Annotated in this window: 21 protein-coding genes; 5 read left to right on the top strand and 16 right to left on the bottom strand. The window is 54.5% G+C overall.

The features are described from left to right. Nucleotides 1-406: 406 nt before the first annotated feature. Nucleotides 407-856 carry a PepSY-like domain-containing protein gene (locus C5O23_RS02125; protein ID WP_107031304.1) on the top strand — a complete coding sequence of 150 codons (450 nt, stop codon included), beginning with the start codon at nt 407-409 and terminating at the stop codon, nt 854-856. Nucleotides 857-884: 28 nt separating this feature from the next. On the opposite strand, the gene C5O23_RS02130 is transcribed toward C5O23_RS02125, so the two are convergent. From C5O23_RS02130 to C5O23_RS02160, 7 genes are all read right to left on the bottom strand, one after another. Next, nucleotides 885-2258, bottom strand: a complete 1374-nt coding sequence (locus C5O23_RS02130; RefSeq protein ID WP_107031305.1) for a sodium-dependent transporter — start codon at nt 2256-2258, stop codon at nt 885-887. A gap of 94 nt (nt 2259-2352) precedes the next feature. Beyond that, nucleotides 2353-3054 (bottom strand): Crp/Fnr family transcriptional regulator, encoded by a 702-nt coding sequence (locus tag C5O23_RS02135; RefSeq protein ID WP_107031306.1) that lies wholly within the window; start codon nt 3052-3054, stop codon nt 2353-2355. Between the two features lie 189 nt (nt 3055-3243). Next, nucleotides 3244-4539 (bottom strand): TolC family protein, encoded by a 1296-nt coding sequence (locus C5O23_RS02140; RefSeq protein ID WP_107031307.1) that lies wholly within the window; start codon nt 4537-4539, stop codon nt 3244-3246. A 52-nt stretch (nt 4540-4591) separates the two neighbouring features. Then, nucleotides 4592-5692: an efflux RND transporter periplasmic adaptor subunit gene (locus C5O23_RS02145; RefSeq protein ID WP_107031308.1), complete on the bottom strand. Its 1101-nt coding sequence runs from the start codon at nt 5690-5692 to the stop codon at nt 4592-4594. 64 nt (nt 5693-5756) lie between these two features. After that, a complete protein-coding gene (locus C5O23_RS02150; RefSeq protein ID WP_107031309.1) occupies nt 5757-7001 on the bottom strand; it encodes an ABC transporter permease in 1245 nt (414 codons plus the stop codon). A 27-nt stretch (nt 7002-7028) separates the two neighbouring features. After that, a complete protein-coding gene (locus tag C5O23_RS02155; RefSeq protein WP_107031310.1) occupies nt 7029-8261 on the bottom strand; it encodes an ABC transporter permease in 1233 nt (410 codons plus the stop codon). 27 nt (nt 8262-8288) lie between these two features. Beyond that, nucleotides 8289-8948: an ABC transporter ATP-binding protein gene (locus C5O23_RS02160; protein WP_107031356.1), complete on the bottom strand. Its 660-nt coding sequence runs from the start codon at nt 8946-8948 to the stop codon at nt 8289-8291. Between the two features lie 189 nt (nt 8949-9137). Between C5O23_RS02160 and C5O23_RS02165 the strand changes: the two genes are divergently transcribed. Next, nucleotides 9138-9899: an exodeoxyribonuclease III gene (locus tag C5O23_RS02165; protein ID WP_107031311.1), complete on the top strand. Its 762-nt coding sequence runs from the start codon at nt 9138-9140 to the stop codon at nt 9897-9899. A 126-nt stretch (nt 9900-10025) separates the two neighbouring features. On the opposite strand, the gene xyl3A is transcribed toward C5O23_RS02165, so the two are convergent. Further along, complete coding sequence (gene xyl3A, locus C5O23_RS02170; RefSeq protein WP_107031312.1) at nt 10026-12593, bottom strand: xylan 1,4-beta-xylosidase; 2568 nt, start codon at nt 12591-12593, stop codon at nt 10026-10028. Nucleotides 12594-12833: 240 nt separating this feature from the next. Here xyl3A and C5O23_RS02175 point away from each other — a divergent pair, with 240 nt between their 5' ends. Continuing rightward, on the top strand, nt 12834-14120 hold the full coding sequence (locus C5O23_RS02175) for a glycoside hydrolase family 88/105 protein (protein ID WP_107031313.1): 1287 nt from the start codon (nt 12834-12836) through the stop codon (nt 14118-14120). A gap of 22 nt (nt 14121-14142) precedes the next feature. Here C5O23_RS02175 and C5O23_RS02180 read toward each other — a convergent pair whose 3' ends face one another. The 7 genes from C5O23_RS02180 to C5O23_RS02210 form a co-directional block, all read right to left on the bottom strand. Further along, a complete protein-coding gene (locus tag C5O23_RS02180) occupies nt 14143-14625 on the bottom strand; it encodes a hypothetical protein (protein ID WP_107031314.1) in 483 nt (160 codons plus the stop codon). Between the two features lie 69 nt (nt 14626-14694). Then, nucleotides 14695-16089, bottom strand: coding sequence for an alanine/glycine:cation symporter family protein (locus tag C5O23_RS02185; RefSeq protein WP_107031315.1), 1395 nt, complete (start codon nt 16087-16089; stop codon nt 14695-14697). Next, a complete protein-coding gene (locus C5O23_RS02190; protein ID WP_107031316.1) occupies nt 16083-17381 on the bottom strand; it encodes a TPM domain-containing protein in 1299 nt (432 codons plus the stop codon). The genes C5O23_RS02185 and C5O23_RS02190 overlap by 7 nt, the downstream gene beginning before the upstream one ends. Further along, nucleotides 17381-18718, bottom strand: coding sequence for a dGTP triphosphohydrolase (gene dgt, locus C5O23_RS02195; RefSeq protein ID WP_107031357.1), 1338 nt, complete (start codon nt 18716-18718; stop codon nt 17381-17383). The genes C5O23_RS02190 and dgt overlap by 1 nt, the downstream gene beginning before the upstream one ends. 206 nt (nt 18719-18924) lie before the next feature. Continuing rightward, nucleotides 18925-19923: a class II fructose-bisphosphate aldolase gene (locus tag C5O23_RS02200; protein ID WP_107031317.1), complete on the bottom strand. Its 999-nt coding sequence runs from the start codon at nt 19921-19923 to the stop codon at nt 18925-18927. A gap of 185 nt (nt 19924-20108) precedes the next feature. Beyond that, nucleotides 20109-21356 carry an acyloxyacyl hydrolase gene (locus tag C5O23_RS02205; RefSeq protein ID WP_107031318.1) on the bottom strand — a complete coding sequence of 416 codons (1248 nt, stop codon included), beginning with the start codon at nt 21354-21356 and terminating at the stop codon, nt 20109-20111. Then, a complete protein-coding gene (locus C5O23_RS02210; RefSeq protein ID WP_133166488.1) occupies nt 21349-22374 on the bottom strand; it encodes a hypothetical protein in 1026 nt (341 codons plus the stop codon). The genes C5O23_RS02205 and C5O23_RS02210 overlap by 8 nt, the downstream gene beginning before the upstream one ends. Nucleotides 22375-22786: 412 nt before the next feature. On the opposite strand from C5O23_RS02210, the gene C5O23_RS02215 reads away from it, so the two are divergent. Further along, complete coding sequence (locus tag C5O23_RS02215) at nt 22787-23149, top strand: subtilase (protein ID WP_124076020.1); 363 nt, start codon at nt 22787-22789, stop codon at nt 23147-23149. Further along, the gene (locus C5O23_RS02220; protein WP_240597597.1) at nt 23146-25527 is read left to right on the top strand and encodes a pectate lyase family protein; all 2382 of its coding nucleotides are present in this window, start codon (nt 23146-23148) and stop codon (nt 25525-25527) included. The genes C5O23_RS02215 and C5O23_RS02220 overlap by 4 nt, the downstream gene beginning before the upstream one ends. A gap of 127 nt (nt 25528-25654) precedes the next feature. On the opposite strand, the gene C5O23_RS02225 is transcribed toward C5O23_RS02220, so the two are convergent. Beyond that, complete coding sequence (locus C5O23_RS02225) at nt 25655-26761, bottom strand: fibrobacter succinogenes major paralogous domain-containing protein (RefSeq protein WP_107031321.1); 1107 nt, start codon at nt 26759-26761, stop codon at nt 25655-25657. Nucleotides 26762-26774 lie beyond the last annotated feature (13 nt).

The raw sequence follows: 26774 nt of genomic DNA on the forward strand, positions 1-26774 counted from the left end.
CGTTTAAAAACAACGACCTCTAATTGCACGCTGTTCGTCTCAGCTTACTGCAAAGGTAGCCATTTTCATCGGATTGGACAACGGTGAGAAAAAGCCGGACCCCATCGTGCCCGGAGCCGTATTCCGACAAAAACGCCACCGGTCCCGGTTGCCGTGACACAGACGGCTCCCGCACCGATGGCGCTTGTAGGGGCTTATTATTCCCTTCGGTCAGATATGAGGATTCTAAAAAACTCAGACTTCCACCTTGACTCTGGCGCTGCCGAAGACGTTGAGCTGAAGTTCAGTCAGTATCTTGAAATCATGACCGGCGTAATGTGTTAATTATGGAGTGATGTTCAACAATTTAAGGCAAAATTATGTTTAATCTGTATAAAAATCTTCATCTACAAATCTTCTACTGCTTATGAGCCGCCTTGAAAAATTCCTCTTCCTGCCGATAGTTGTCGGCATCATTGTTCTTGGAGCCTGTTCATCCAATGTCTGGGACGAAGTTCCATCCCCGATAACATCCTTTGTCGAACAGTATTATCCCGGAAGCGGGCTCAGTTCCTACAATCAGACCGACAACGGCTATCAGGTAAAAATCGCCAACGGAGCCACTCTGTCATTTGACAGCGACTATTCCTGGACTTCGATTGACGGCAACGGTGTCCGCCTGCCTGAAGTCCTTGTCTACAATCAGCTCCCGCCGGCTCTGTTCAACTATCTTCAGAGTGTAGAGCAGCAGAACTCCGTCTATCGCATGAGCCGCGATGCGCATTTCTATAAACTGACTATGGAAAATACAGTCATCACCTATGACATCGCCACCGGAAAAGTCACCTATCCCGACGGCAAGACCGTAGACTCATGATATTCCCGCCCCTCGCAATTCTGACCGGTCAGATGAACTGGCTGACCAGCACTGTCGCTATCAGCAGCGGAGCCACCCATTTCACAATGAAGGCCACAATGCCGAAAATGTGTGATTTCAGCGTGCCGCCGTTTGTCATCTCGTTGCGGAAGAACGAACGCGGAGCCACCCATCCCATGTAGATGCACATCAGAATGCCGCCCACCGGAAGCATGATGTTTGTAGCCACCGTGTCGAGAAAATCGAATATGGTCATGCCGCATATGGTATAGCCGCTCCACGGCCCGACAGAAAGAGAGCAGATTGAGCTGAGAACAAAAAGCGGCAGAATCACAGTCAGCACAGCCTTTGTCCTGCTGAAACTGAAACGGCATTCCAGAAATGCTACCGAGACTTCGGCCAGCGATATGGTCGATGTGAAAGCACCCACCGACAGAAGCAGGAAGAAGAGCGCTGACCAGACCTGGGTGCTCCCCATCTGGGCAAAAATTTCAGGCAGCGTGATGAACACCAGCGCCGAACCGGCCAGATTGTGATCGGCAAGTCCGAATGTCATCACCGCAGGGAAAATTATGAGCCCCATCAGAATAGCCACTCCAAGATCCAGAAGCGAGACGGTGACAGCCGTGCGGGTGAGCTTTGTGTCTTTAGGATAATAGCTCGAATATGTCACGAGGATACCCATTGCAAGACTGAGCGAAAAGAAGGCCTGGCCCAGAGCGTTGACCACAGTCCCGGCCGATATTGCCGAGAAATCAGGCTCCAGGAAAAATTCCACTCCCTCGGCAGCCTTTGGCAGTGACAGCGAGACCGCACAGAACACCACCAGCAGCACAAACAGCAGCGGCATCATGATATTCGACATCTTCTCGATTCCTTTCTGCACACCCTTCAGCAGCACAAAAAGGTTGGCGGCAAGCATGATGTAGGTCATCACAAGCGGGCGATAAGTCCCGGTGATATATTGGGCCATCTTGTCACTGAAAAGTCTTTCCGCATCATCAGGTCCGACAGCCGGCGATGCCGAAGAATAGAGATGGCCGGTGACGGACTGCACAAGATATTCAAGCGTCCAGCCGGACACGACCATGTAGAATGACAATATCAGATACGATGCGAGAATGGCAAGCGCGCCTACAAGCCACCAGCCCTTCTTGCCGGGAGTGACGTTGCGGAAAACTCCCGTGGCGTCAGAGGCTCCACCGCGTCCGAGCGAGAATTCGGCTGTCATCACCGGAATTCCGAGCAGAAAGACGCAGGCCATATAGATGAGCAGGAAAGCCGCGCCTCCGTTGGCCTGGGTTTCGGCCGGAAAGCGCCACACGTTGCCGAGTCCGACCGCAGAGCCTACAGTAGCGGCGATCAGCCCGATTTTTGATGCGAAAGTAGTTTTCTGTGACATTTGCAATTATATAGATTGTGTGTTTTAGTGTGTTTCAGAAGCTGTTTTCAAACAAACTCCATTATCCTCTGACCCTCACGGCCAAGTCGCTGTGTCATCCGAATTTGGAGATCTTGCGGAGCATCGGTTCGTTAAGTATCTTGATCTTGCGGCCGTCTACCACGATTATTTTTTCCGTGACGAAGTTCGACAGTGTGCGGATGGCGTTCGAGGTGGTCATGTTCGAGAGATTCGCAAGGTCCTCACGGGCCATATAGATCTTCAGAGTCATGTTGTTATCCTCCTCATAGCCGTAGGTGTCAAGCAGCACTATCAGGGCTTCGGCAAGGCGTCCGCGGATATGCTTCTGGGTGAGATTGACGATTTTAGTGTCTGAATTGCCGAGGTTGCGTGACAGCTCATGGATGAAAAACATGGCAAGCCGGTTGTTTTTGCTGATCATCTCCTCTACAAGGCTCATGGGCAGAGTGCCTAAAGTCGAAGGCTCGATTGTCGCGGCGCTTGACACGTATGGCTCGCCGGCAAAGAAAGCTCTGTAGCCGAAATACTGGCCGGGATTGACAAGCCGGAGAATCTGGACTCTGCCGCCTACACCGTCCTTGTATTTCTTCACCTTGCCGTCAATAAGGGCCCAGAGATATTCTGGGTCCTCCTTTTCTGCATAGATGATCTGGTTCTTTTTGTAGTTGTGGATGGTGAAATTATCAATCAGTTTGCGCTTTTCCTCGTTGGTGAGAAGCGCCCAGATTTCAGCAAGTTCTTCCGTCAGAATTTTTTCAATTGTACTTTTGACCATGAGTAGAGTGTCGAGCAACTATGTTATATAACACGCAAAATTAGCAATTTATAGTGGCCCGCATCCTCAAAGAGATGTTAAAAATTACAAATATGAAGGCTGAGGCCTATGGATGAGCCTTTGCCTTCATATAAATTGTGGAAATCTGCTGTTGAAACAGTTTTTTATTGACGATTGTATGGGGTAGTGCTACTTGCGGTTGTAGAACTGCAGCACACGGTTGCGCAGAATCAGCTCATATTTGGCCTGTACCTGTTGGGCCAGGGCGGTTATATAGTCCGACTGTGTCTGTTCCCACTCGGTGGCATTGGCTTTTCCGTAGGTATATTTTTCGGTCATTGCATCGAGAGATGCCTTGGCGGCCTCGACTGCTATTTTCCCGGCCTCGAACTTCTTTTCGGCTCCGACTGCCTGATGATAGGCGAGCCGGATGCTCTTGTGGAGTTCGCTTTCCTGCTGTGCGAGGTTGATCTGGGCACTGAGTTTGCGCACTTTGGCCTGGCGTACGTTGCTGCGGGTCGAGAGTGCGTCGAAGATCGGCACCGAGAGCGAGAAGCCGAGCTGCTTGGAAAAGTTGTCTTTCATCTGGGCTGAGAATGATTCTCCCTGCTGGCCTGACACGGTGTAGTAGCTGCTGCCGAGCCCGGCGTTGAAATTCAGACGCGGGAGATAGCCGCTTCGGGCCACTGATATGGCATCGTCAGCCGCTTTGATATTCTGCCGTGAGGCCCGTAGAGCCGGATAGTTGGCCAGGGCATTGGCATAGACTTCGTCGGCGCTTGCAATGGCCGGACTGTTCTCGTCGATCGGCGTCACTTCAAAGCCGCTGATATCATCAAGTTCAAGGTCTTTGGCCAGATTTATAAGCGAGGTCTGATATTCGTTCTCTGAATTGACCACCTGGACCTCGCTCTGCGCCACCTTTGACCGGGCCTGGATCACGTCGACCTCAGGCACTTTGCCTCCTTCGAGCAACGCTTTCTGGCGTTCGAGCTGCACCTGGCTCAGGCGCAGTTGCTCGCGGCTCACTTCAAGGAGTTCCTTGTTGTAGAGCACCTGCAGGTAATCGGTGATGACGCTGAGGCGCACTTCGTCGCGGGCGGCTTCGGCCTGCATCTCAAGCGCTGTCAGAGAGGATTTGGAATAGCGCAGCTGGCGTATGTTTCTGAGCCCCTGGAAAACGGGCAGTGACATCTGCGCGCCCCATGAAAACATGGAGGTGTTGCGGTTGGCATAGGTGTTTGACGAGGTCAGGCCGCGCCCGAAGTCCCAATTCTGCGAGGCAGAGGCATTCAGAGTGGGGAGGAAAGCGTCTTTGGCCTCGGTTACGGAATATTCGCCCTGGATGCGTTCGATCTCGGCCGACTTTATCCGCAGGTTATGTTCGAGTGCGTAGCTGATGCAGCTGTCGAGGCTCCAGGTCTCGGCCGAGGCCGAAGCGATGGACATCGAGCACAGCAGCAGCGGTAATGATAAGCGTTTCATCTGTATTCTTTTTAAATAACCTCTTGTGTGTTAGCGAAATGACGGCTGTCTGTCAGTTTTTCTTGACCGCGCCGCCGCGCAGCAGCTGAGTCTTTTCGATACCGTCGGTCACATGGATGTTGATGCCGTCAGAGGTGCCGGTTCTGATGGCCTTGCGCTCGAATTTCTGTTCGGGCAGGCTGTCGGTGAGTACATAGACGAAAGTGCTGTCGCCTTCCCACTCGATGACGCTTTCCGGAATGGTAAGCACATCGGAGACCTTGCTGAGGCTCACGGTGGCGTTGGCGCTGTAGCCTGCGCGCAGGGTGTCGCCTGAGGGCACTTTGATGGCCGCCTTGATCTCGAAGGTGTTCGCTCCGTTGGTCTCGGTGCCTTTGGGGGCTATGAGTTCGATGACGGCATCGAGTTTCAGATCGGGGAGGGCGCCGATCGAGATGCTCATGGGCTGCCCCACGGAGAGGAGTCCGACCTCGGTCTCGTCGACCTTGCCTTCGAATATGAGATTGTTCATGTCGGCAACGGTGGCCACGGTGGTGCCGTCGTTCATCGTGTTGGCCTGGATTACCGAGCTGCCCACTTTGACGGGCACGTCGAGCACAAGGCCGGTGATGGTGGCGCGCACAAGGGTGTTGCTCTCCTTGGCATTGGTTTTCGACACACCTTCCTTGACAATCGAGTAGGCGTCTTCAGCCGCATTCAGTTCGGCCTTGGCCTGGGCGAGTGCGGTGGCGGTGGTTTCGAACTCTTCGCGGCTGATCACTTTCTTGTCATAGAGCAGCTGGTTGCGCTCATGTTTGACGCGCGCGTCATCAAGGCTGATTTTGGCGGTCGCTATCCGTGACAGGGCCGAGGACAGCTGGCCTTCGTCAGGCACAACCTTGATGTGGGCTATGACATCGCCGACCTGCACCATGTCGCCTTCCTCTACGTTGATCTCCGAGATGATGCCCGATACCTGAGGCTTGATCTCGATCTCGTCGCGCGGTTCTATCTTGCCTGTCAGCACAGTGCTGCGCTCGATCTCGCCGGTCGAGGGGCTGACGAGTTCATATTTTTCTTTTTCCGGGCGGGATTTCATGAAAAGATAGACGAATGTCCCGATGAAAACAGCGGCGATCAGACACCACATGAATATCCGCAAAATTTTCTTCATAGCGTTTTTTATGGGGTTACGTTGGTTATATTTTCTGTTGTTTGTTCCGGTGTGGCATGATGGGTTATTTGTCGTTGAGCGCCTCGATCGGCTTGATCCTCATGGCTTTTATGGCCGGGATCAGACCTGCGGCCGTACCGAGCACGAGGAAGGTGGCAAGGATGGTCACGGCCTGGCTGAAGGAGAGCTGAAAGGCTATGGTGCCGCGGTCATCGGAGAAGGCCATTTCGGCTCCTCCGAGCAGCAGGATGGCCAGGACTATTCCTGCCAGGCCTGCCACGGTGGTCAGCACCATGCTCTCGGAGAGAATCTGTGTGATGATGTCGCGTGGCTTGGCGCCGAGCGCTCGGCGTATGCCTATCTCATGGGTGCGCTCCCGCACTATTATCCACATGATGTTGCCTACTCCGATGATGCCTGACATCAGAGTGCCGGCGCCTACCACGAGGGCAAGCAGCGTGATGCCCAGGAAGAGATTGTCGACCATCTTGAACTTCTCCGAGACGTCGATGAAGAACACAGCTCCTTTGTCAGCCGGATCGACCGGGTGGTTGCGTGCAATCAGGCGGCGCACGGTTTTCTCATAGTCGCCGGGCAAGTAGCCGCTGCGCAGAGTCATCATGAACATGCCCACATCGTTACCGAGATTGTAGTTGGCCCGCATCGAGTTGTAGGGGATGATGACAGACTCGTCAAGTTCGGCACCCATGCGTATTTCGGATGTCTGTCCGGCAATGCCTACCACCTTGTAATATATGCCGTTGAGCGAGATGTCTTTTCCTATGCCTGACTCGGAGCCGAAGAGTTCGTCGGCGGCCTTTTTGCCTACCACGCATACTTTGCGGCTGTGGGCGTTGTCGGCCTCGTTGATGAAGCGGCCCTCGTAGATCTTAGGCACGAAGATTTTGTCATAGCCGCTTTCCACTCCGGTCAGCTGTGCGGTGGTCTGGTTCTGCCCGTAGAGAGCCTCGCCCCAGAGATTGTTGACAGCCGATGAGTTTTCTATCTCAGGGATGGCGCGGCGGATGTTGATGACATCCTGCAGGTTGAGCTGCACTTCCATCCCTTTGTTGAAGCCGCCGTATGAAACAGTGGTGCGGCCCGGAAACACGATGGCCACGTTCGTGGCAAAGCCCTCGAAGTTACGGCTCATGAAGCTTTTGAGGCCTTTCGAACCGCCTATGAGCATGGCGAGAATCGCCGTTCCCCAGAAGATGCCGAAGGCGGTCATGAAAGTGCGCGTCTTGTTCTGAGCCAGGGTTGTGCCTATCTCGCGCCAGTTTTCTATGTCAAATATTGGATTTTTCATTTATCGTAGTGGCGTTTTGGCTGATGGTCATTCATCTCTGAGGGCTTCGACCGGTTTGATTTTCAATGATTTCATGGCCGGGAAGAGGCCTGCGAGCGCTCCGGCTATGATGAGCACGAGTGTCACCTGGAAGGCTATCGCAAGATCTACAGTGGGATCTTTGAGTATCTGGTGTCCGCCTTCGCCGTCTCCTGCCGTGAGGGCGGCGATGCCCTGGGCGGCGAGCACTCCGAACACTATGCCGACATAACCGAAAAGAGTGGTGATGGCCACGCTTTCGAGTATGATCTGCCGCAGTATGCTGCGGGGCTTGGCTCCGATGGCGCGGCGCACGCCTATCTCATGGGTGCGTTCGCGCACCGAGACAAACATGATGTTGCTCACGCCCACTATGCCTGAGAGCATGGTCAGCAGCCCGATTATCCAGACAGCCATGCCAAGCACTCCCATTGCCGAGGAGGTGGTCAGATAGTCAGAGAAACGGTTCCAGATCCAGAGGGCTCCGCTGTCATCGTCAGCGAAGGTGTGCTGGCGGCCGAGGGTTGAGCGGAAGCCTTTCTCGGCGTTTTCGCTCTCTTCAAGCGTCCTGACATCTTTGAGTTTGACGGTGATGTTGTTGACGTAGTCCGACCCTCCGCTCATGGAGCGTGCGGTGGTGTAGGGGATGAAGTTGTCGCGGCGCCATTCCTGCCTGTAAGTGCCTACGACTGTGAATGACAGGTTGCAGATCTTGACCTGCTGCCCTATGGGATCTTTGTCGCCGAAGAGGGTTTCGGCCGATTCCGTGTGGATCACCACCACGCGCCGTTTGCTGTTGATGTCGCTTTGGTTTATGAAGCGGCCTTTCTCGATGGTCACGCCGCTGTTGCGTATTTCGGCCGGATAGACCCCTTTGTAGCCGTCGGTCAGATAGTCTTTGGAGGTGGAGATCTGAGCCGAGTCGTTTGTGACGCTTGCCACTACCTCGGCTGCGACATTGCTGTTCTGCGAGGCCACTATTGCTATGTCTTTGTCGCGCAGGCGCACACGGCGGTTTTCTTTCAGTCCTTTGTAAGCTTTCTGGGCGTAGCCGCCGCGGATTGACACTGTCTCGGTGTCGTGCTGTCCGAACATCGCGTCCATGCCGTTGACCAGTCCGCGTGACACGCTCAGGAGCACGATCAGCAGGAAGATGCCCCACGAAACGGCAAAGCCGGTCAGCGCGGTGCGCAGTTTGTTGTTGCGCAGCGTGGCTAATATTTCATTTAAGAGATCAAACATTTGAGTTGTCAGACAAGGTTGTTGAGTTTAACTGACTATACGGCCATCGGCAATGCGGATGATGCGGTTTGTCTGTTCGCCGACACCGGGGTCATGCGTGACTATAACTATGGTCATGCCTTCGGCGTTGAGGTCGCGGAACACTTGCATCACCTCACGCGAGGTCTTTGAGTCGAGAGCGCCTGTGGGTTCGTCGGCGAGAATGATGGAGGGTTTGGTGATCAGAGCGCGGGCAATGGCCACACGCTGTTTCTGTCCGCCTGAGAGTTCGCTGGGCAGATGGGTGGCGCGGTCGGCCATTCCCATGCGTTCGAGCTGTTCCATAGCGAGTCTGTTGCGCTGCCGGCGCGACACTCCGCGGTAGAAGAGCGGAAGAGCCACGTTTTCAAGAGCGTTCTTGTAGCTGATGAGGTTGAATGACTGGAAGACGAAGCCGATCATATAGTTGCGCAGGTCGGCGGCCTTGTTCTCGCTCAGATTCTTGATGAGGACACCGTCGAGCCAGTATTCTCCGGAATCATAATTGTCAAGAATTCCGAGTATGTTCAGCAGTGTGGATTTTCCGGAACCGGACGCACCCATGATTGAGACAAGCTCTCCCTTGTCAATGGTGAGGTTGATGTCTTTGAGCACATGCAGGGGCACGACTCCGGGATAAGATTTATTGATGTCCTTCAGGCTGATAATCATAGCAGAATTAAAATTATACCGATTGGCATGGTGTCAGGTGTGCAGGAAACACTGACGGTTTTTAAGATGTTTTTTCCTAATTAGACGCAAAATTACCTAAATAGTTACAGCCTGAGTCAGAAAAAGCTCTGAAATCCGTATCTTTGTAGTGTTAAATTTATGTAAACAACTGAAAATACGATAAAAATGAAATTTGTTTCATGGAATGTCAATGGCCTGCGAGCTGTGTGCGGCAAGGGCTTTGACGAGCTTTTTGCCTCAATGGATGCAGATTTTTTTTGCATTCAGGAAACCAAACTCAGCCCCGGCGCGCTTGAGCTCGAATTCGAGGGCTATCACTCCTACTGGAATCTTGCCGACCGCAAGGGCTATTCGGGGACGGCCATCTTCACCCGTCAGCAGCCGCTGTCGGTCAGCTATGGCATCGGTGTGGAGGAGCATGACCGAGAAGGGCGTGTCATCACCCTTGACATGGGTGACTATTATCTGGTGACGGTCTACACTCCCAACGCGCAGTCGGAGCTTGCCCGGCTTGACTACCGCATGGCCTGGGAGGAGGCTTTCCGCAATTATGTCTGCGGGCTTGACAGTCAGAAACCGGTGATTATCTGCGGTGACATGAATGTGGCCCACAAGGAGATCGACCTGAAGAACCCCAAGTCCAACCGCCGTAACCCCGGATTTACCGACGAGGAGCGCGGTGAGTTTTCAAAACTGCTTGACTGCGGTTTTGTCGACACCTTCCGTGCTATCCATCCGGATCTTGAGGATGCCTACACATGGTGGAGCTATCGTGCACGGGCCCGCGAGAAGAATGTGGGCTGGCGTATAGACTACTTCCTGATCAGTTCGCGGTTGCTTCCGCGTCTGGCCGATGCCAATATCCGAGGCGATGTAATGGGGTCGGACCATTGTCCCGTGGAACTGTATCTGACCGATCAGTCCTGACCAGGCCATAAATTAAGAAGTGACATCTGATAAAGAAAGTCACCGTCAGAGAAGTTTTCATCCTTGACGGTGACTTTCTTTATCAGAGATTGATTTATTATCTGTGGTGATCTGTCAGAATGGCGTTCAGATTTTTACCTTGATGGTCTTGAGGTCTTTGGCATCGCTTGAAGAGCCGACCATCAGTTCGTATTCACCGGGAACGACGCGCATTTCCTGAGCGGCCTCGTCCCAGTTCTCGAACAGTTCGCGTGGAAAGTCGATTTCCACGGTCTTGCTCTGGCCGGGAGCGAGATCCACGCGGGTATAGCCGCGGAGGGTCTTGTTGGGGCCTGCCGTGTCAGAGGGGCGGCGCATGTAGACCTGCACGATTTCTGTGCCGCTGACCTTGCCGGTGTTTTTGACGCTGACAGTCACTTTGCCGTTTTTGTATTTCGGCTTCGAGATGTCAAAAGTGGTGTAGCTCAGGCCGTAGCCGAAGGGGTAGAGCGGAGCCTGCCGCATGTAGCGGTAGGTGCGGCCTGCCATCAGATAGTCGTCGAAGGCCGGGAGCTGTGAGTCGTCCCTGTAGAAGGTGACTGGGAGCTTTCCGGAGGGATTGTAGTCGCCGAAGAGCACATCGGTCACGGCATATCCGCCCTGTTCGCCGGGATACCATGCCTGAAGAATGGCATCGCAGGTTTCGTTTTCGGGAGTGAGGGCCACTGCGCTGCCGCTGCAGTTGACAAGCACAATTTTCTTGCCGGCTTCGTGGAGGGCCTTGAGGATTTCACGCTGGGGAGCGGGGAGCTCGATCGAAGTGCGGTCACCGTCGTCAAATCCCGGTTCGCGTACCTTGGCTTCTTCTCTTTCATAGGCGGGAGATATGCCGCCTGCGAAGATCACCACGTCGGCATCCTTGGCCTGGGCTACGGCATCAGCCGCTGTCACCTGGCGTGTACGCATGATGTCGAAATTGAGAGTGGCATCGTCTTCAAGCTGCATGTAGTCAACCTCGATGTCATATTTCTGGCCTTTCTTCACCGGGAGTTCACGTTCGCGGAAGCCGAGGGGATCGGTTTTCCAGCGGTTGTGGACGGTGTCGCCGTTGATGATGATGCGGAGGCCGTCATCGTTGTTGTAGATCATGTTGAGGGTCTCGTCGCGGTCGGCCACGAGGGTTCCCTTGATGCGGGTGGTGAAGTTGGTGAGGTTGACTCCGGGGGCGAACACGGTGTTGCCTCCGTTGTCAAGCTGTATGGCTGAGGTATAGACGGTTTCAGCTGCTGGAGTGCCTTCCATTCTGGTGTTGTTCCAGTAAGTGGCCTCCATGCCGCGGCCTTTGGAGCTGGTCATCGATCCGAACACGCTCTCGCGGTCGGTCATCTGAGTGACTGCACATCCGCGCACGTAGGGCAGATCCTGGCCGAGGCGTTCGCGCAGAGCCTCAAGGATGGTCACTGTGTGGCCGGGCTGTCCGTAGTAGATGCCCCACTGCATGGTGGAGTCAGCGGCATTGGGGCCCATGACCATAATTTTGCCAGACTTGGGCGATAGGGGCAGCAGGCCGTTGTTTTTCAGGAGCACCATCTGTTCGCGTCCCATTTTGCGGGCGAGATCGCGGTGGGCTTTTGAGTTGACCACGCTCAGAGGTATCGAGGTCCAGGAGACGAGTGAGTCTGGGTCGAAGTCACCGAGTTCGAATCGGCCTTTGAGCAGACGCTTTACGCTGACGTCGATGTCAGACTCTTTTATGTCTCCGCGTGACACAGCCTGCGGGAGCCGTTTGTAGACGCTTCCGCATTCCACGTCGGTGCCGCTGAGCACACCCAGGGCCGAGGCGGCGGCAGCGTCTTTCGATACTTCGTGGCGACCTTCGCGGTAGAAGTCGCCGATGGCGCCGCAGTCGCTGACCACGAGGCCGTCGAAGCCCCATTTGTAGCGAAGTATGGAGTTGAGCAAGCGGTCAGATCCGCAGCAGGGAGCGCCTTCGAAACGCTGGTAGGCACACATGACCTGCTGCACCTTGCCTTCCTGCACGAGCATCTTGAATGCGGGGAGATAGGTTTCCCACAGTTCACGGGCGGGGAGGGTGTTGATGTCGAACTGGTGGCGGGTCTTTTCAGGTCCGCTGTGCACGGCATAGTGCTTGGCGCAGGCGTGGAGTTTCCAGTATTTGTCGCTTCCGTCACCCTGGAGTCCGCGAACCACTCTGAGGCCCATCCGGCCGTTCATGTATGGGTCTTCGCCGTAGGTTTCCTGACCGCGTCCCCAGCGGGGGTCACGGAACACGTTGATGTTCGGGGTCCAGAAGGAGAGGCATTTGTATTTCCCGACATTACCTTGCTTGCGGGCGAGGGTGTTTTTGGCGCGGGCTTCGTCACTGACGGCGGTGAACACCTCTTCTATAAGGTCATCGTCAAAAGAAGCGGCCATGCCGATACAAGAGGGGAAAACTGTGGCCAGGCCGTTGCGGCCCACACCGTGTAGAGCCTCGCTCCACCAGTCGAAAGCGGGAATTCCGAGGCGCTCGATGGCCGGTGAGGAGTTCATCATGAGTTTCACTTTCTCTTCGAGAGTGAGTCTCGAACAGAGATCCTCGGCACGCTCGGTCGACGAGAGGGCCGGGTTCTGATAGGGTAGCATCTGGGCGCTTACAGCCGGAGCTGTCATGGCGAGCAAGGCGGCAGATACTATCGCGTGGGTAAGTTTCATGGATCTATGAATGGTTTAATTTGATTGGATTGGCGATGCAGGAGCCTGGGAAGCCTTATTGTAAAGAAGACCATATCCCGCGGGCTATCGACTTTTGTCATAGCCGATTGGTTTTATGCAAAGATACGATTAAAACTTCTTAAATCCAAATGCCCTGGCGGGGGGCTGTTTGGCAGTTAGGCGGATTCTTACTACTTTTGTGCTGAAATCAATATCCGTTTATCACAACCTCTAAAACCAATGAAAAAGTTAAAGCTAATGCTTGCCGGGGCTGTAATGTCGGTTTTTGCAGCCGAAGCTGTGGCTTCGATGCCCGCCGCGCCTGCGCCCGAAAAGCCCAAACACTATTCGGAATGGATGACACGCTCTGAGATGAAGCGTCAGCCGAAAAGTTATCTCCTGGACTTCTCCAACCGCCCGAAATGGAGCTATGTCATGGGTATCGAACTGGAGTCTATGCTCGACACCTATCTGCGCTACGGCGGTGACGACATCAAGGCTTATTGTATAGAATACACAGATACGATGATCTCTCCTGCCGGTGAGATACGCCGCTACAATCTGAAGGACTACAATCTCGACAATGTCCGCACAGGCCACTTCGTGACCCGCATGTATGAGCACTTCCCCGAAGCCAAGAATCTCCGGGCCATGAACACTCTCATGCTCCAGCTCAACGACCAGCCCAGAACCAAAGAGGGTGTCTACTGGCACAAGGCCATCTACGCCTATCAGGTGTGGCTCGACGGCATTTTCATGGGCCTTCCCTACCGTGTGCTGACCGCGTCAATGATCTATGCGCCCGAACAGGCTCTCCCGATCTACGACGATGCTGTCGATCAGGTCAAGAAGACCTATGAGCGCACTCTCGACCCTGCCACCGGTCTCAACCGCCATGCCTGGGACGAAAACCGCGACATGTTCTGGAGCGACAACGAAACCGGCCTTTCGCAGCACTGCTGGGCGCGCGCCCAGGGCTGGTACACTATGGCTCTCGTGGAACTTCTCGATGCTCTGCCTGAGGACTATGCGCGCCGCGGCGAGGTGATCGAGCTGCTGACCAAGACATTTGACAATGTGATCAAATGGCAGGACAAGAAGACCGATGTGTGGTATCAGGTGATGGATTCACCTACCCGCAAGGGCAACTATCTTGAATCAACCGCGTCTTCCATGTTCGCCTACTCTCTGCTGAAAGCCGCCCGTAAGGGTTGGGTAGGCCAGAGCTACCGTGACGCCGGCATCAAGGCCTATCGCGGAATTCTTAAGGAATTCATCAAGGAAAATCCTGACGGAACCATCTCGCTCACCGACTGCTGCGCTGTGGCAGGCCTCGGTCCGGGCATGAGCCCCTCGGTTAAAGCCGCCGCTCCCAAGGTGAAGGAAAACACCCGCCGCGACGGTTCTTATGACTATTATCTCAGTGAGCCTGTCCGCGATAATGACGCCAAGGGCATCGGCCCGTTCATCTGGGCTTCGCTTGAAATGGAACAGCTTGGCTACGACACAAGCATGAAGAAAAAATAATAGAATTCGTATTTTTTCACAATCATCGGCTGCTGCCTGTCAGGGATCGTCCCGGCGGGCAGCAGTTTTTTTGTGCGCTTTTGCGGGCCATGCGCCGCAGGGCCATCTCGCGGAGGCGTCGCTGACGGCGGTTGAGCATTACGGTGACGGGAGCCTCTTCGGTTTCGGGCTCCTCTTCAGGTTCATCGGCGCGTATTGCCGAAAGGTCTTCGGCTGGAGCGGCGGCCACAGAGGCTTCTTTGCGCCTGCGCTGACGGGCTTTGGCCGAGCGGGCTATGGCTTTCTCGATCTCGGCTTTCAGCAGCATGACGGTCAGAAGTTGCCGCCCCTCAAGCCGGCGTCCGGGCGCTTTTCCGTCTCTCAGATATTCGTAGATGTAGGCTTTGACCTGATAGGTCTCTTCCTGGGTGGCTCTGACGGCCTTCATGGAGCTGTCGATGCGGGCTATTATCCCGTCATAGAAGTTTTGCGATACGCTCAGATTCTGTTTTTTCTGTCTTTTCATAACCGTATGGATGTGATGTGTGTTTGCAGTGATTTTTCACTGCAAATATACGGTTGTGCGGCGATGGTTTTAGTGCGATAATGCGGGACGGCCTGTGAATTTTCTGATTTCTTCCCTCACTTTACCGCCGAGAAGCAGCAGGGTGATCATTGTCGGGAAGGCCATGAGCGCGTAGAACAGGTCGCAGAATCCTATGGCCACTCCGAGCGGCATGACAGCGAAGACCACGAGTGTCAGGATGAAAAACCAGGTGTAGAAGCGCGCACGGCGTTCGCCGAAGAGATAGGCCGCGCAGCGGTTGCCGTAGAAACTGTAGCTGAACATTGACGACAGCGAGAAGCAGAGCACTATGCCCATCAGCAGGTACTCGCCGGCGGGAATGGCGGCGGCGAAGGCTTTCATGGCCACGTCGAGGCCCTTTATTCCTTCCACTGCCTGCAGATCGCCGCAAAGCAGCAGGGCGAGGGCGGTGAGGGTGCAGACAAGGCCTGAGTCAATGGCCGGACCAAGCATGGCGATGAGGCCTTCACGCGCTGGCTCGCTGTTGGCCGAGGCTCCGTGCATGATGGTGGCCGTGCCGACACCCGCGTCGTTGACAAGTGCGGCTCTGCGGGCGCCTATGATGGCTATGCCGGCCAGAGCGCCCCAGCCTGCGCGCAGGTTGAAGGCTTCGGCGAAGATTGATCTGAAGGCTGCGGGGACTTCGGCGGAATGAGTGATGATTATGTAGAGCACAAGGAGGAAATAGAGCCCTACCATGAAGGGTACGAGCCAGCTGGCCACTCCGGCTATGCGGCGTATGCCGCCTACCACTACCGATGACACAATCAGGGCTATGGCTATTCCGACCATGAGGCGGAAGGCTGCTTCGTGGCCCCAGCCGAGAGCCGAGGCGAGAGAGCCTACAGCCGGACTGTTTTCAAGCCATTCGGGAGTGGTGAAGGTGCTGACCACGGCTTCGGTCAGCTGGTTGGCGTTCATGATGCAGAGCGTGCCGAGCATTCCGGCCACGGCAAAAGTCAGCGCCATCCAGTGCCATCGCGGGCCGAGGGCTCGGTCTATGATATACATTGTGCCGCCTGATGTGCGTCCGTCAGGGCCGGCGGTCTTGTAGCGTGTGGTGAGGACTCCTTCATAGAATTTGGTCGACATTCCCACCAGGGCGCTGACCCACATCCAGAAAATGGCACCCGGCCCGCCCATCACAAGAGCAATGGCCACACCGGCTATGTTGCCCATGCCCACGGTTGCCGCTACCACAGATGTCAGAGCCTGGACCGATGAGATCTGCCGTCCGGATTCGCGCGACTGCTTGCCGCGCAGTTCACTGAACGCCGCAGGGAGCAGTCGCAGCGACACCATGCCTGAACGCAGGAAGAGGTAGAAGCCGCCGCCGATGAGCAGGATGAACAGCGGATAGCCGCAGAGGAAGTCGGCGAGAGCCGTCACAGATTCGCCTACCATCGTCCGCCTGCGCCTCCGCCGCCTGTCATGCCACCGCCGAACGATCCGCCGCTGAAGCCGCCGCCACCGCCTCCGCGGAGTGAGCTGCCGAGAATGCTCCCGGCCACTATGGCGGCTGTCGGATCGGCTTTCCTGGGGATGCGGAAGCGTTTCTGATGCTGGTTTCCGCAGTTTTTGCAGATGTAGATGTCTACGCCCTCGCCTTCATGGGAGACGGTGGGCTGACGCAGGGTGCGGCGGTCGACGAGCGACATGGCGCGTGCTCCGCAGCGCTCACAGATGCTGTAGTTGTTCTGACGGTTGATGTAGGGCAGTATCTCGGTCTGGTGGCACTTGGGGCAGTGCCACACGTCATAGTCGATCGAGTTGATGCGCTCCTCGGTGTCTTGCGCCGGGGTGAGATAGTCGTTGTCATGCTCTTCGTCGATCAGCTCCATGCGGGTGCCGCAGTGGGGGCAGTCACGTCTGTGGCGGCGCACACGTTTCATCTTGAAGACGAGGAGCAGGAAGGCAGGCAGTGCCATGCCGAGGGTGAGAAAGAGGCCGAACAGGGTGGGGGTGCGGTACTGGTCGAGTGCACGGTAGCGCTGCACGTCATCGAGACGGCGGGTCGATGCGATGGCGTAGACCACCATCACCAGGAGCACCAGGGCCACTGCGCCTGCAAACGAGAGATACATGCTGAAGAACTCGCTGCCGCTGAGATCATTCTCGAACTCACGGCGCGAGTCATTGGCATATTTCGATTTCAGTTCTTCGGCAAGTTCCGGATTGCGGATTATCTCTGCGATGCTGCTGACTCCTGCCGCGGTGCCTTCGTCATAGCGCCCTTCGCGGTAGAGGGGAAACATGACGTTGCGGATGATGCGTCCGGCTATTATGTCGGGGAGGGCTCCTTCCACTCCGTAGCCGGTGCGGATGATGGCGGCATGGTCGTCGCGCGACAGCAGCACCAGTATGCCGTTGTCTTTGTCTTTCTTGCCGATGCCCCATTTTTCGAACAGTTTTGTGGCGAATTCCTCAGGAGTCATCGAGGCGTCTACGCGGTCCACGGCCACGACGGCCAGTTCGACAGAGGTGTCGGTCCACAGCGATCCGATTTCGGCATCAAGACTGCGGACTGCGGCGTCGGAGAGGACACCGGAGGGGTTGGAGACGTAGCGAGAGCGGTCGGCTACATGCACGTTGGGCACCTCGTCGACGGTGATGGCTTTCGCTGTCACCGAGCAGAGGAGGAGCAGCAGGGCAAGGCCCAGGCGCAGGGCGGAGGGGTGGTGGTTTCTGGTCATCATCAGTTGTTGATTTTAAGACTCATGCCCTTCAGACGGCTGTAGAGGTCAAGGGCATATACATCGGTCATGCCTGAGATGTGGTCAAGCACAGCCTGGAGTTTACCGTAGAGCCCCGGTGAGTCTACTTCATATTGCTCCGGCACTTTAGCCAGAAGTAGGCGCGAGTAGTTCAGGTCGGGGTTGCAGACGGCTTTGACAAGTTCGTGGATCAGGAATGATATGATGCGTGTGCCGGCAAGCTCGATGTCGACCACATCGCCGGCGCAGTAGATCTTTTTCCAGGAAAGGGCCTCGCAGTCGCGGTAGGCCCGGTGTTCGGGATCGGGAATGTGGTCGAGCAGCGAGCCTCGGAACTGTCCGCGGAGTATCTCTTCCTCGTGGCAGAGGAAGGCCTCGGCGCAGCGGTTGACGAGCGCTCCGATGATGCACGAACGCAGATAGGCTATCTTCTCGTTCGGATCGTCGACGCTTTCCATGACGCGCGTTATGTGGGCGCGGCGGGCTTCGTCGAAATAGCCCAGGAAGAGGGGGATGACTTCTTCGGTTGAGAGTATCTTCAGTTTGTGGGCGTCTTCGATGTCCATGATCTCATAGCAGATATCGTCAGCGGCCTCCACTATGTAGACCAGCGGATGGCGGGCGAAGCGCACGGCTCCTGAGGGTTCCTTGTGGCGGATCATGCCCAGTTCTTCGGCCACTTTTATGAAATCGTCCTGCTCGGATGAGAAGAATCCGAATTTGCCGTGTGAGCCTGCCAGCGATGAGTCGAAGGGATATTTCGCTATCGAGGCGAGGGTGGAGTAGGTCATGGCGAATCCGCCGGGACGGCGTCCGTTGAAGCGGTGGGTGAGAAGACGGAAGGCGTTGGCGTTGCCTTCGAAGTTGGTCAGGTCGGTCCACTGGAGGTCTGTGAGGCGGTCGCGGAAACAGCGGCCTTCGCCTTCGCTGAAATAAGTCGAGATGGCTTTTTCGCCTGAGTGGCCGAAGGGTGGATTGCCGAGGTCATGGGCGAGGCAGGCGGCGCTGACTATCTCGCCGATGGAGTAGAGCTTGCCGACCCACGGTTCAGAGGAGTATTTCTGCCGCAGTCCGGCGGCTATCTCGGCTGCCATCGAACGGCCTACGCTGGCTACTTCGATGCTGTGGGTCAGGCGATTGTGGACAAATATGCTGCCGGGAAGCGGAAACACCTGGGTTTTGTTCTGCAGACGTCTGAACGGCGAGGAAAAGACCAGCCTGTCAAAGTCGCGCTGGAAGTCACTGCGCGAGCCGGTTTTCGGGTCGTGGAAGTGTTCGAGCCCGAAGCGTTTGTCGTTGATGAGTCTGTCCCATGACATCTGTTCCATAATCGAGTTTTTTGAAGATGGTTTGTATTTGCGAAGATACGCAATATTTGTGAGTGAGTCTGATAACAAATGTTAAGAAACGCTCTCTGAAGCCGGATAGACTGAAAAAGGAATGGCTGGAAAATCGGACAGGGCTGATGCGCACCGCGCATCAGCCCTGTCAGTCAGAGTATTTTTTTGTTCGGCGCGGATGCTGATTATTCAGCCTTGCCGTTTGAGCCGAGCACTGCAACAATTTTGTGCTTGTAGAGCTTTTCCATTTCGTCGCGGGCCGGACCGAGGTATTTGCGGGGGTCGAATTCTGCGGGCTTGGTGGCCATCACCTTACGCACGGCGGCGGTCATTGCCAGACGACTGTCAGAGTCGATGTTGATCTTGCAGACAGCGCTCTTGGCGGCCTTGCGGAGTTCTTCTTCGGGGATACCGATGGCGTCGGGGAGCTTGCCGCCGTATTCGTTGATTTCGTCAACGTATTCCTGGGGAACAGAGCTTGAGCCGTGGAGCACGATGGGGAATCCGGGGAGTTTTTCCATAACGGCATCGAGTACGTCGAATGCCAGCGGCGGGGGAACGAGACGGCCGTTGGCGTCGCGGGTGCACTGTTCGGGCTTGAACTTGTAAGCGCCGTGAGAGGTGCCGATTGAGATTGCGAGTGAGTCAACACCGGTGCGGGTTGCGAAGTCGATAACTTCTTCAGGGTCGGTGTAGGTGTGGTGGTCGGATGACACTTCGTCCTCAACGCCTGCAAGCACGCCGAGTTCGCCTTCTACAGTCACGTCATACTGGTGGGCGTAGTCGCATACTTTCTTTGTGAGGGCAACGTTTTCTTCATAGGGAAGGTGTGATCCGTCGATCATCACTGACGAGAAGCCGTGTTCGATGCAGTCCTTGCAGAGCTCGAAGCTGTCACCGTGGTCGAGGTGAAGCACGATCTGGGGATTTTCCCATCCGAGGCTCTTTGCATATTCAACAGCACCCTGGGCCATGAAGCGGAGCAGGATGGGGTTGGCATAATTGCGTGCACCTTTGGAAACCTGAAGGATTACGGGTGATTTTTCTTCAGCCGCAGCCTTGATGATGGCCTGGAGCTGCTCCATGTTATTGAAGTTGAATGCGGGGATCGCATAACCACCCTTGATGGCCTTTGCAAACATTTCTTTGGTGTTTACGAGACCTAATTCCTTATAACTTGTCATTTTAGTTAAGAGGTTTATTGATTAATAATAGTAATTAGAATTGTACTGGCTACAAAGTTAACAAAAAAATCCCGGTCTTGATCATGATTCGGGCAAAAAAGTAAGCTGAATTTGCCGGATGGACGCTGAATAAGTGTTGCTTTCGGCTAAACGTCCGTCAATGAGGCTGTTTTGGTCCGGCGGGGTCAGCGGCGGTCGTGGAAGCGGTAGCCGAGGCCTATCATTAGATTGTTGGGGTTGCGGAAACTGTTGAGCTGATAGCCGATGTGGAGGAAGAGGTGCTGCCAGACGTTGACTTTCAGGGCGAGGACCTGATAGAAGTTGCGGCTGTCGCTGTTGCCGATGATGTTGTAGCCCATGCCGGCGTTGATAGAGAAGATGGGCATCACGAGCTCGCCGCGGGCCGAGAGTCCGGCCGAAACCTGGTGGAAAAAGCCGGGGCGGCGGAATTTGATGTTGTCGCCGTAGGTGCCTTCGACGTAATATTTTCCAAGTCCGGAACTTTCGTCATACTGTATGTCGGCTGAGATTCCGGCACGCAGAAAGCGGTTGAAGTTATACATCGGGGCGAAATTCAGCCCTGCTATGCCGAAGCGTCCGGGCAGAAGCTGGGGGGCGGAGTTGATATGGAGCATACGCTTGCGGGCGGCGCCGTAGATGACCAGGTCGTAGCTGAAGTGGGGTTTGACCGGTTCGGTGCCAGTCATGTCCGAGAGGGTGGCCTGGGTGGCGCGGCTGTCAAAGGTGTAGATCAGTCCGGCGCGGCCGCCTATGGAGTTGACTCCGGGGTTGGGCCATGAGGTGTTGCCGTTTGACCAGTGGGTCATGTCGATGCCGGCGGCAAGCGCGAGCCGTGATGTCAGGCGGTAGCGCAGCATGAAGCCTACGTTGATGTAGGCGTTGGTCTTCGAGCCGACTATCAGGTTGACGGGTGTGTGGTCTTCGTCATATTTTTTCCAGCCGAATGACGCTCCGAAGTTCCATTCGTAGTCGAAGGTGAGCCGCGGGGTCAGCCTGAAGATCGGTGCGCCCTGAAACACGTAGATGCCCAGGGGCGTTCCTACGCGCCGGTTTTCGAAAAACGATGTCATTGACAAGCCTATGCCTTGGTATGCACCCGGATAGAGCCGGCCGGTGCGGGTTGAGTGGGAGTAGCTGAACGAGTATTTCAGGTGGGCCGACATGGCCGAGCGGAGCTCTTTCTGGTCATCGCCGTAATAGCCGGCGTCACGCAGGGCTGAGGTGGAGGAGCCTACATATGCCCCGCACATGTCGAAGCCAAGATGGCTGACTATTGACGAGGTGCTGTCAGCCGCTGCGGGGGTGGCTGCTGAGACGGGTGAGAGTGCCGCGCCGGTCAGGACCGCGGCGGCTATGGCGCGGAGCTTTGTGGAGATCGCCCCGGTCAGTGATGTCCGGTTGGTGTTATTCATCGAGGGGTGATATTTTCCAGTTGAATGTATAGAAGAATGGCTGGATGACGGTTACCGTTGTCGGCAGATCGTGGCTTCGGCCTGAGATGGGGTTGCTTATGCGGAGCGATCCTTTGGCCGTCATTATGATTCTCGATATAGTCATATTGCTTATAGCGGCTGACATGGGCGGTATCTCCACCGGATAGACTGCCGAGAAACTCAGACCGTTGACCGAGGCGCTGTCGAGTGGTTTGATATAGGAGAGCTCTTCGGAGTAGCGTACTTTCTCGCCGTTGAATTTTCCGGTGACCATCTCGGTTTCAGTTGTCTGGATATAGGTCGGTATCTCCACCAGCGGAAATTCCGAATCGGTGTCGATGTCGAAGTTGCGGAGCGACGGGGTTTCGAATCTGACATATATCTGGCAGATGTTCTCCACGCAGTATGACTGGGTGATGGTATTGGGTCCTCGGTTGTTGATGGTGATACGATTGCTGGTGGTGGTGCGGAAGTCATTCGAGATGTCTGGTTCGTAGGTCAGGGCGGTGATGATGTAGTGGCCTTCTTCCTCCTCGCGCATGATGGTGAAGCTGACATATTCGGTCTTGTAGGAGTATTCGAGTTTTATGCGCCCGCTGACGTTTTCGCCGGAGATGTTTTTCAGAGAGCTGATTTTGATCTTTCCGAGCTTTTCCTGCACGAATTCCACCGTCAGATCGTTGCTGACGGCCTCGACTCTGCTGATGAAAGGCAGGCTTGAGCTGACGTCCATCAGATAGAGGCGGGTATAGTCGTTGTAGGTCTGGGAGTAGCCGTATTCGTTATAGGTTGTCCAGTCATAACTGAAACGGTCAAGCTGGAGCTGAATGCTGCGCAGATAATCGGTGGCGAATGTGACCTCTTTCCCTTCGCCGATGGCTATTTCAAAATCGGAGGATGAGGGAGGGGTATCGTCAATAAAAATATCGTTGTTGCAACCTGTCAGCAGCAACAGGGCGAAGAACAGAAAGGATAGTTTTAAGCAGTATGTGTGCATGAAAAGAAATGTGAACCGCAAAGATAGCTATTATAAATAAAAAAATGGCAGCATTTATTGGAATTTAATTAAAAAATCATTAATTGCAAACGATGAAAAAAATTTCCCATCCCGACAGCAGCATTAGGAAATATGTGGCTCGCGGGAAGAGATTCTACACGGACTGGCGGACATTATTTTCATACTACGATTACGCCGCTCTTAAATTTATGCTGCGTTTAACTTATTTTAAGTCTACGGATGTGAATCTTTCAAAATTCAATTTATAAATTTGTCCCAAATTCGATTTTTGCAAAATACAATATCTCTGCTGCAGGAACCAATGTTGATACCATGATTCAAGCGCCTATGGTTCTGCTTGGAAACTATTGAATTTTATCAGACATTCATTATTTACATCAATACAAAAACCATGAAACCCCTGAAACTGATTTTCGGGCTTGGACTTCTGGCAATGGCCGTGACGGCTCAGGCTGACTCGAAGGTGACCACCGTCATCAACGGGCAGACAATTGCCAAAGATCTCACAAAGCTCACGTTTAATGACAAGATGGTTACTCTGACGTTCAGTGACAACACCAGCGAGACTGCTGAAATGGGCCTCGTAGCCGTGACTCTCGACCACAGCGGCGAGTCAGGCATCAAGGAAATCCTCGCTGATCCCAAAAAGCAGAAGGGCGTCTACAACCTCAAAGGCCAGTATCTTGGCGAAAAACCTGATGGCCTCTCACAAGGAATCTACATTGTCAACGGTCAAAAAGTCTACGTCAAATGAAACATCTCTACTCTTTGCGCAGACTTCTGACCGCCGTAATAGCTTTATTTGCCCTTGTGCCGGCAATGAATGCCGAAACCTTGCTTTGCAGTTATGCGAACGGGTCGATGACCAACATCATGATCTCAGGCACTACTATTTCAAAATCAGTTAAGTATGCGTCTAACAAAACGAGTGTTACTTGTCTGCAGCTTGCAAACGGCTTCACGACAGAGAACGTCTATAACGGAAACGCTATCAATCTTATCTGCTCTGAGGGATTCAAGGCCGGAGATGTCGTGACTATACAAGGCTTTATAAACAATAAGGATGCCGCGAAGCGCGGCGCTGTCAAACTTATTTCTTTGGGAGATGGAAATAAAATAGTCGAACTTAACGCGTTCCCCGATTTCATCAACGGTTACAGCTCTCCTGACACTCCTGAGAAACTGACCTACACTCTCGTAGAGGATCAGCCGAATCTCTCGCTTGTGCGTGACGGCAATACAGGCACTAACCTTATGTTCATCTCGGTTGTCCGCGATCCCGGAACCGGCGGCGAGAATCCTGAGCCGGGCCCCACTCCGTCAGGCGACCATTCGGTGGGTATGAACACTCTGAACAATCAGATGCTCCTGCAGCTCGGAAGCGGTGATGTCAAGTATTACAATACCGCAGATCTTGCAGAGGTGAACATCGACAAGGCCACCGGAACAGTGAGCGTGACTCCTCTCGCCGGCGACTGGAACGATGAGTTCAAGCAGAATGTAACCGCCATCAGATTCGCCAAGGCTCCCGAAACCGGAGCTGACGCGGAAATCAGCAACAAGGGTGTCAACATCACCGAGGCCAAAGGTTGGCTGGAGTCGGTCTATGCCAAGTGGGTGCCGCTTGAAGACGCGTCTACCTACCGTGTATATATTAAAGGTGGCAAGTATAGCGACTATACCCGCATAGACCGCGAGCTGGTGCGCAACTATGGCTCTTACGGTCGTGTCGACATGGTTGGGCTTCCTGCCGGGGTCTATTCGCTGAAGGTTGTGCCCGTGATCGGCGGAGCGGAAGACGAGAGTATGGCCAGCGAGGCCAAGGAAATGGCCGTCAAGGCTTATGACCGCAGCGGTTTCGCTCATTTCAACAACAGTGGAGTCGGTGCCTATAAGGACAATGGCGAGCTCAAGCATGATGCCCGCGTGATCTATGTCACCGCAGAGACTGCCAAGACTGTGAAGTGTCTGGTAAAGCAGAGCGACAAAGACGGCGAGGGCACTGAGTTCACCGGACTCCAGGCCATTATCAATGCTTATCAGAAGGGTGTGGAGACCCGTCCGCTCGCTGTCCGTCTGATCGGAACAATCCGTGACTCCGATATGGACGCATTAGGCAGCTCGGCAGAGGGTCTGCAGATAAAGGGCAAGAACAATACCATCCCAATGAATATCACCATCGAAGGTATCGGTGATGACGCAACCACCTGGGGCTTCGGCTTCCTGCTCAGAAATGCGGTCTCTGTTGAGCTGAGAAACTTCGCAAACATGCTCTGCATGGATGATTGTATCTCGATCGACACTGACAACAAGTATTGCTGGGTCCATCACCTTGATCTGTTCTATGGCAACGCCGGCGGCGATTCAGACCAGGCGAAAGGCGATGGCACGGTAGACATCAAAAATGATTCGCAGTATATCACAGTGGCCTACAACCGTTTTCATGACAGCGGCAAGAGTTCGCTCTGCGGCATGAAGTCGGAGTCAGGTCCGAACTACATCGATTATCACCACAACTGGTTTGACCACAGCGATTCGCGCCATCCGCGTGTGCGCACTATGACAGTGCATGTCTGGAACAACTATTATGACGGCTGTTCGAAATACGGAGTGGGTGCCACGACCTCATCGAGTGTGTTTGTTGAGCGTAATTTCTTCCGCCACTCTCTTGCTCCGATGATGAGCTCGCTCCAGGGCACCGATGCAAAGGGCGATGGCACTTTCTCAGGCGAAAACGGCGGCATCATCAAAAGTTTCGGAAATCTCTATGCCGAAAAGGGCACGGCCGATAAATATAATGTGATCACTCACGCCATGAGTGCTACGGATTTTGACTGCTACGAGGCATCGAGCCGTGACGAAAAAGTGCCTTCGACATTCAAGGCGCTTGTAGGCGGCGGCACCTATGACAACTTCGACACAAATCCGGCTCTGATGTATGACTACACTCCGCTTGAGGCGTCAGAAGTGCCGGCTGTGGTGACCGGTTTCTACGGCGCAGGCCGTCTCAACCACGGCGATTTTGTCTGGGATCTCAACTACAGCGGCGCCGATACAGACTATAGTGTGAACACTCAACTCAAAGCTGCTCTCGAAAGCTACAAGAGCACGCTCGTAGGCATTTTCGAGTAAGGCGTAAAAGACCGGATTGCCGGAATCAAAAAGAGAGTCCAACTTCTGCTTTTCAGGAAGTTGGACTCTCTGTTGTAATAAGTGATTTTTGTAATTAAGAGCGGAGAGAGGAGGAGTGGAGGGATGATTATTTGCGTACGCAGCGGATGGAGTGGCCGAATGTGTAGGCATGGCAGTCATCCGGGCCGCTGACCGCTACATTTTTGGCGGTGCCATTAACGCGGAGGGTGCTGAGACCTTCGACTCGGAGCCAGCTGGTGGAAACGGTAGAGCCCCAGAAATATGTGTCGGAATACAGGCCGGTGATGTCTCCGTTGGCATAGGTGCCGGTTGCGACAGCATCAAATCCGGTGATGTTGTTTCCTGTCATGCCTTCTGACCACATTCCGAAGTCGGAGGCCTTGAAGTTGGCAGCGGCAAGACCGCCGGCGGTGCGCAGTTTTGTGAGTTGCTCGGTCGATGGTACTTCCCAGCCTTCCGGGGCGATGCCTTTTTCGCTGGTCACGCAGTAGCCGTTATACATGTAGCCTGCAACCTGGAGCCAGTCATAGTCGGTGCTTGCGAGGTAGGCTCCGGTTGTGTTGGCTTTCCAGGCGGCGTTTTCGCCTGAGGAGATGGAGGCTATTGAAGAGCCGTCGCGGAAGCAGGTGGCGCGGAGATTTTCGGCCATCCAGTATTGTGTTCCGATCTTTACGATCTTGTATGTGTTGCGGTCAAAGAGGCCTCGGTTGTCGGTAATGACATCAGGCTGAAGAGTGGCTGCGGTTGTCTCGCCGCTGTAAGAAGAGATGATTTCTCCGTCGGCTACATAGACGGTGGAAAGAGCATTGCCTTCCTCGCTTACGGTGGCGGTGTTTGCGTCAAGATTCCAGACCACAGAGGCTCCAGTTGAGGTGAGGCCTTTGGTGAGATCGGCGCGTCCATCGGCTCCCATCGGGTAGATCACCACTACCTGTCTGTTGATGGAGCGGATGTATTCCTTGGCTACTTCGGCCACCTGTTTACCATCGGCCATGACTTTCTGTACCCATCCGGTAGAGAAGTCGGTGGGGATTTCTACTGCCACTGCCTGGGTGGTTTCCTTGGATTCATCGAATGTCATGCTGTCGATTTCATCGACGCGATACTGGACTTTGTCGCCGTTTTTGAGATTGATGCTGAGTGTGTAGGCCGGGGTCTGGGCGAAAGCCGATGCGGCGCAAAGAAGAAGGGAGGGAAGCAGATATTTTTTCATGTCTGTGATGTTT

Source organism: Duncaniella muris (assembly GCF_003024805.1).
Lineage (GTDB): Bacteria > Bacteroidota > Bacteroidia > Bacteroidales > Muribaculaceae > Duncaniella > Duncaniella muris.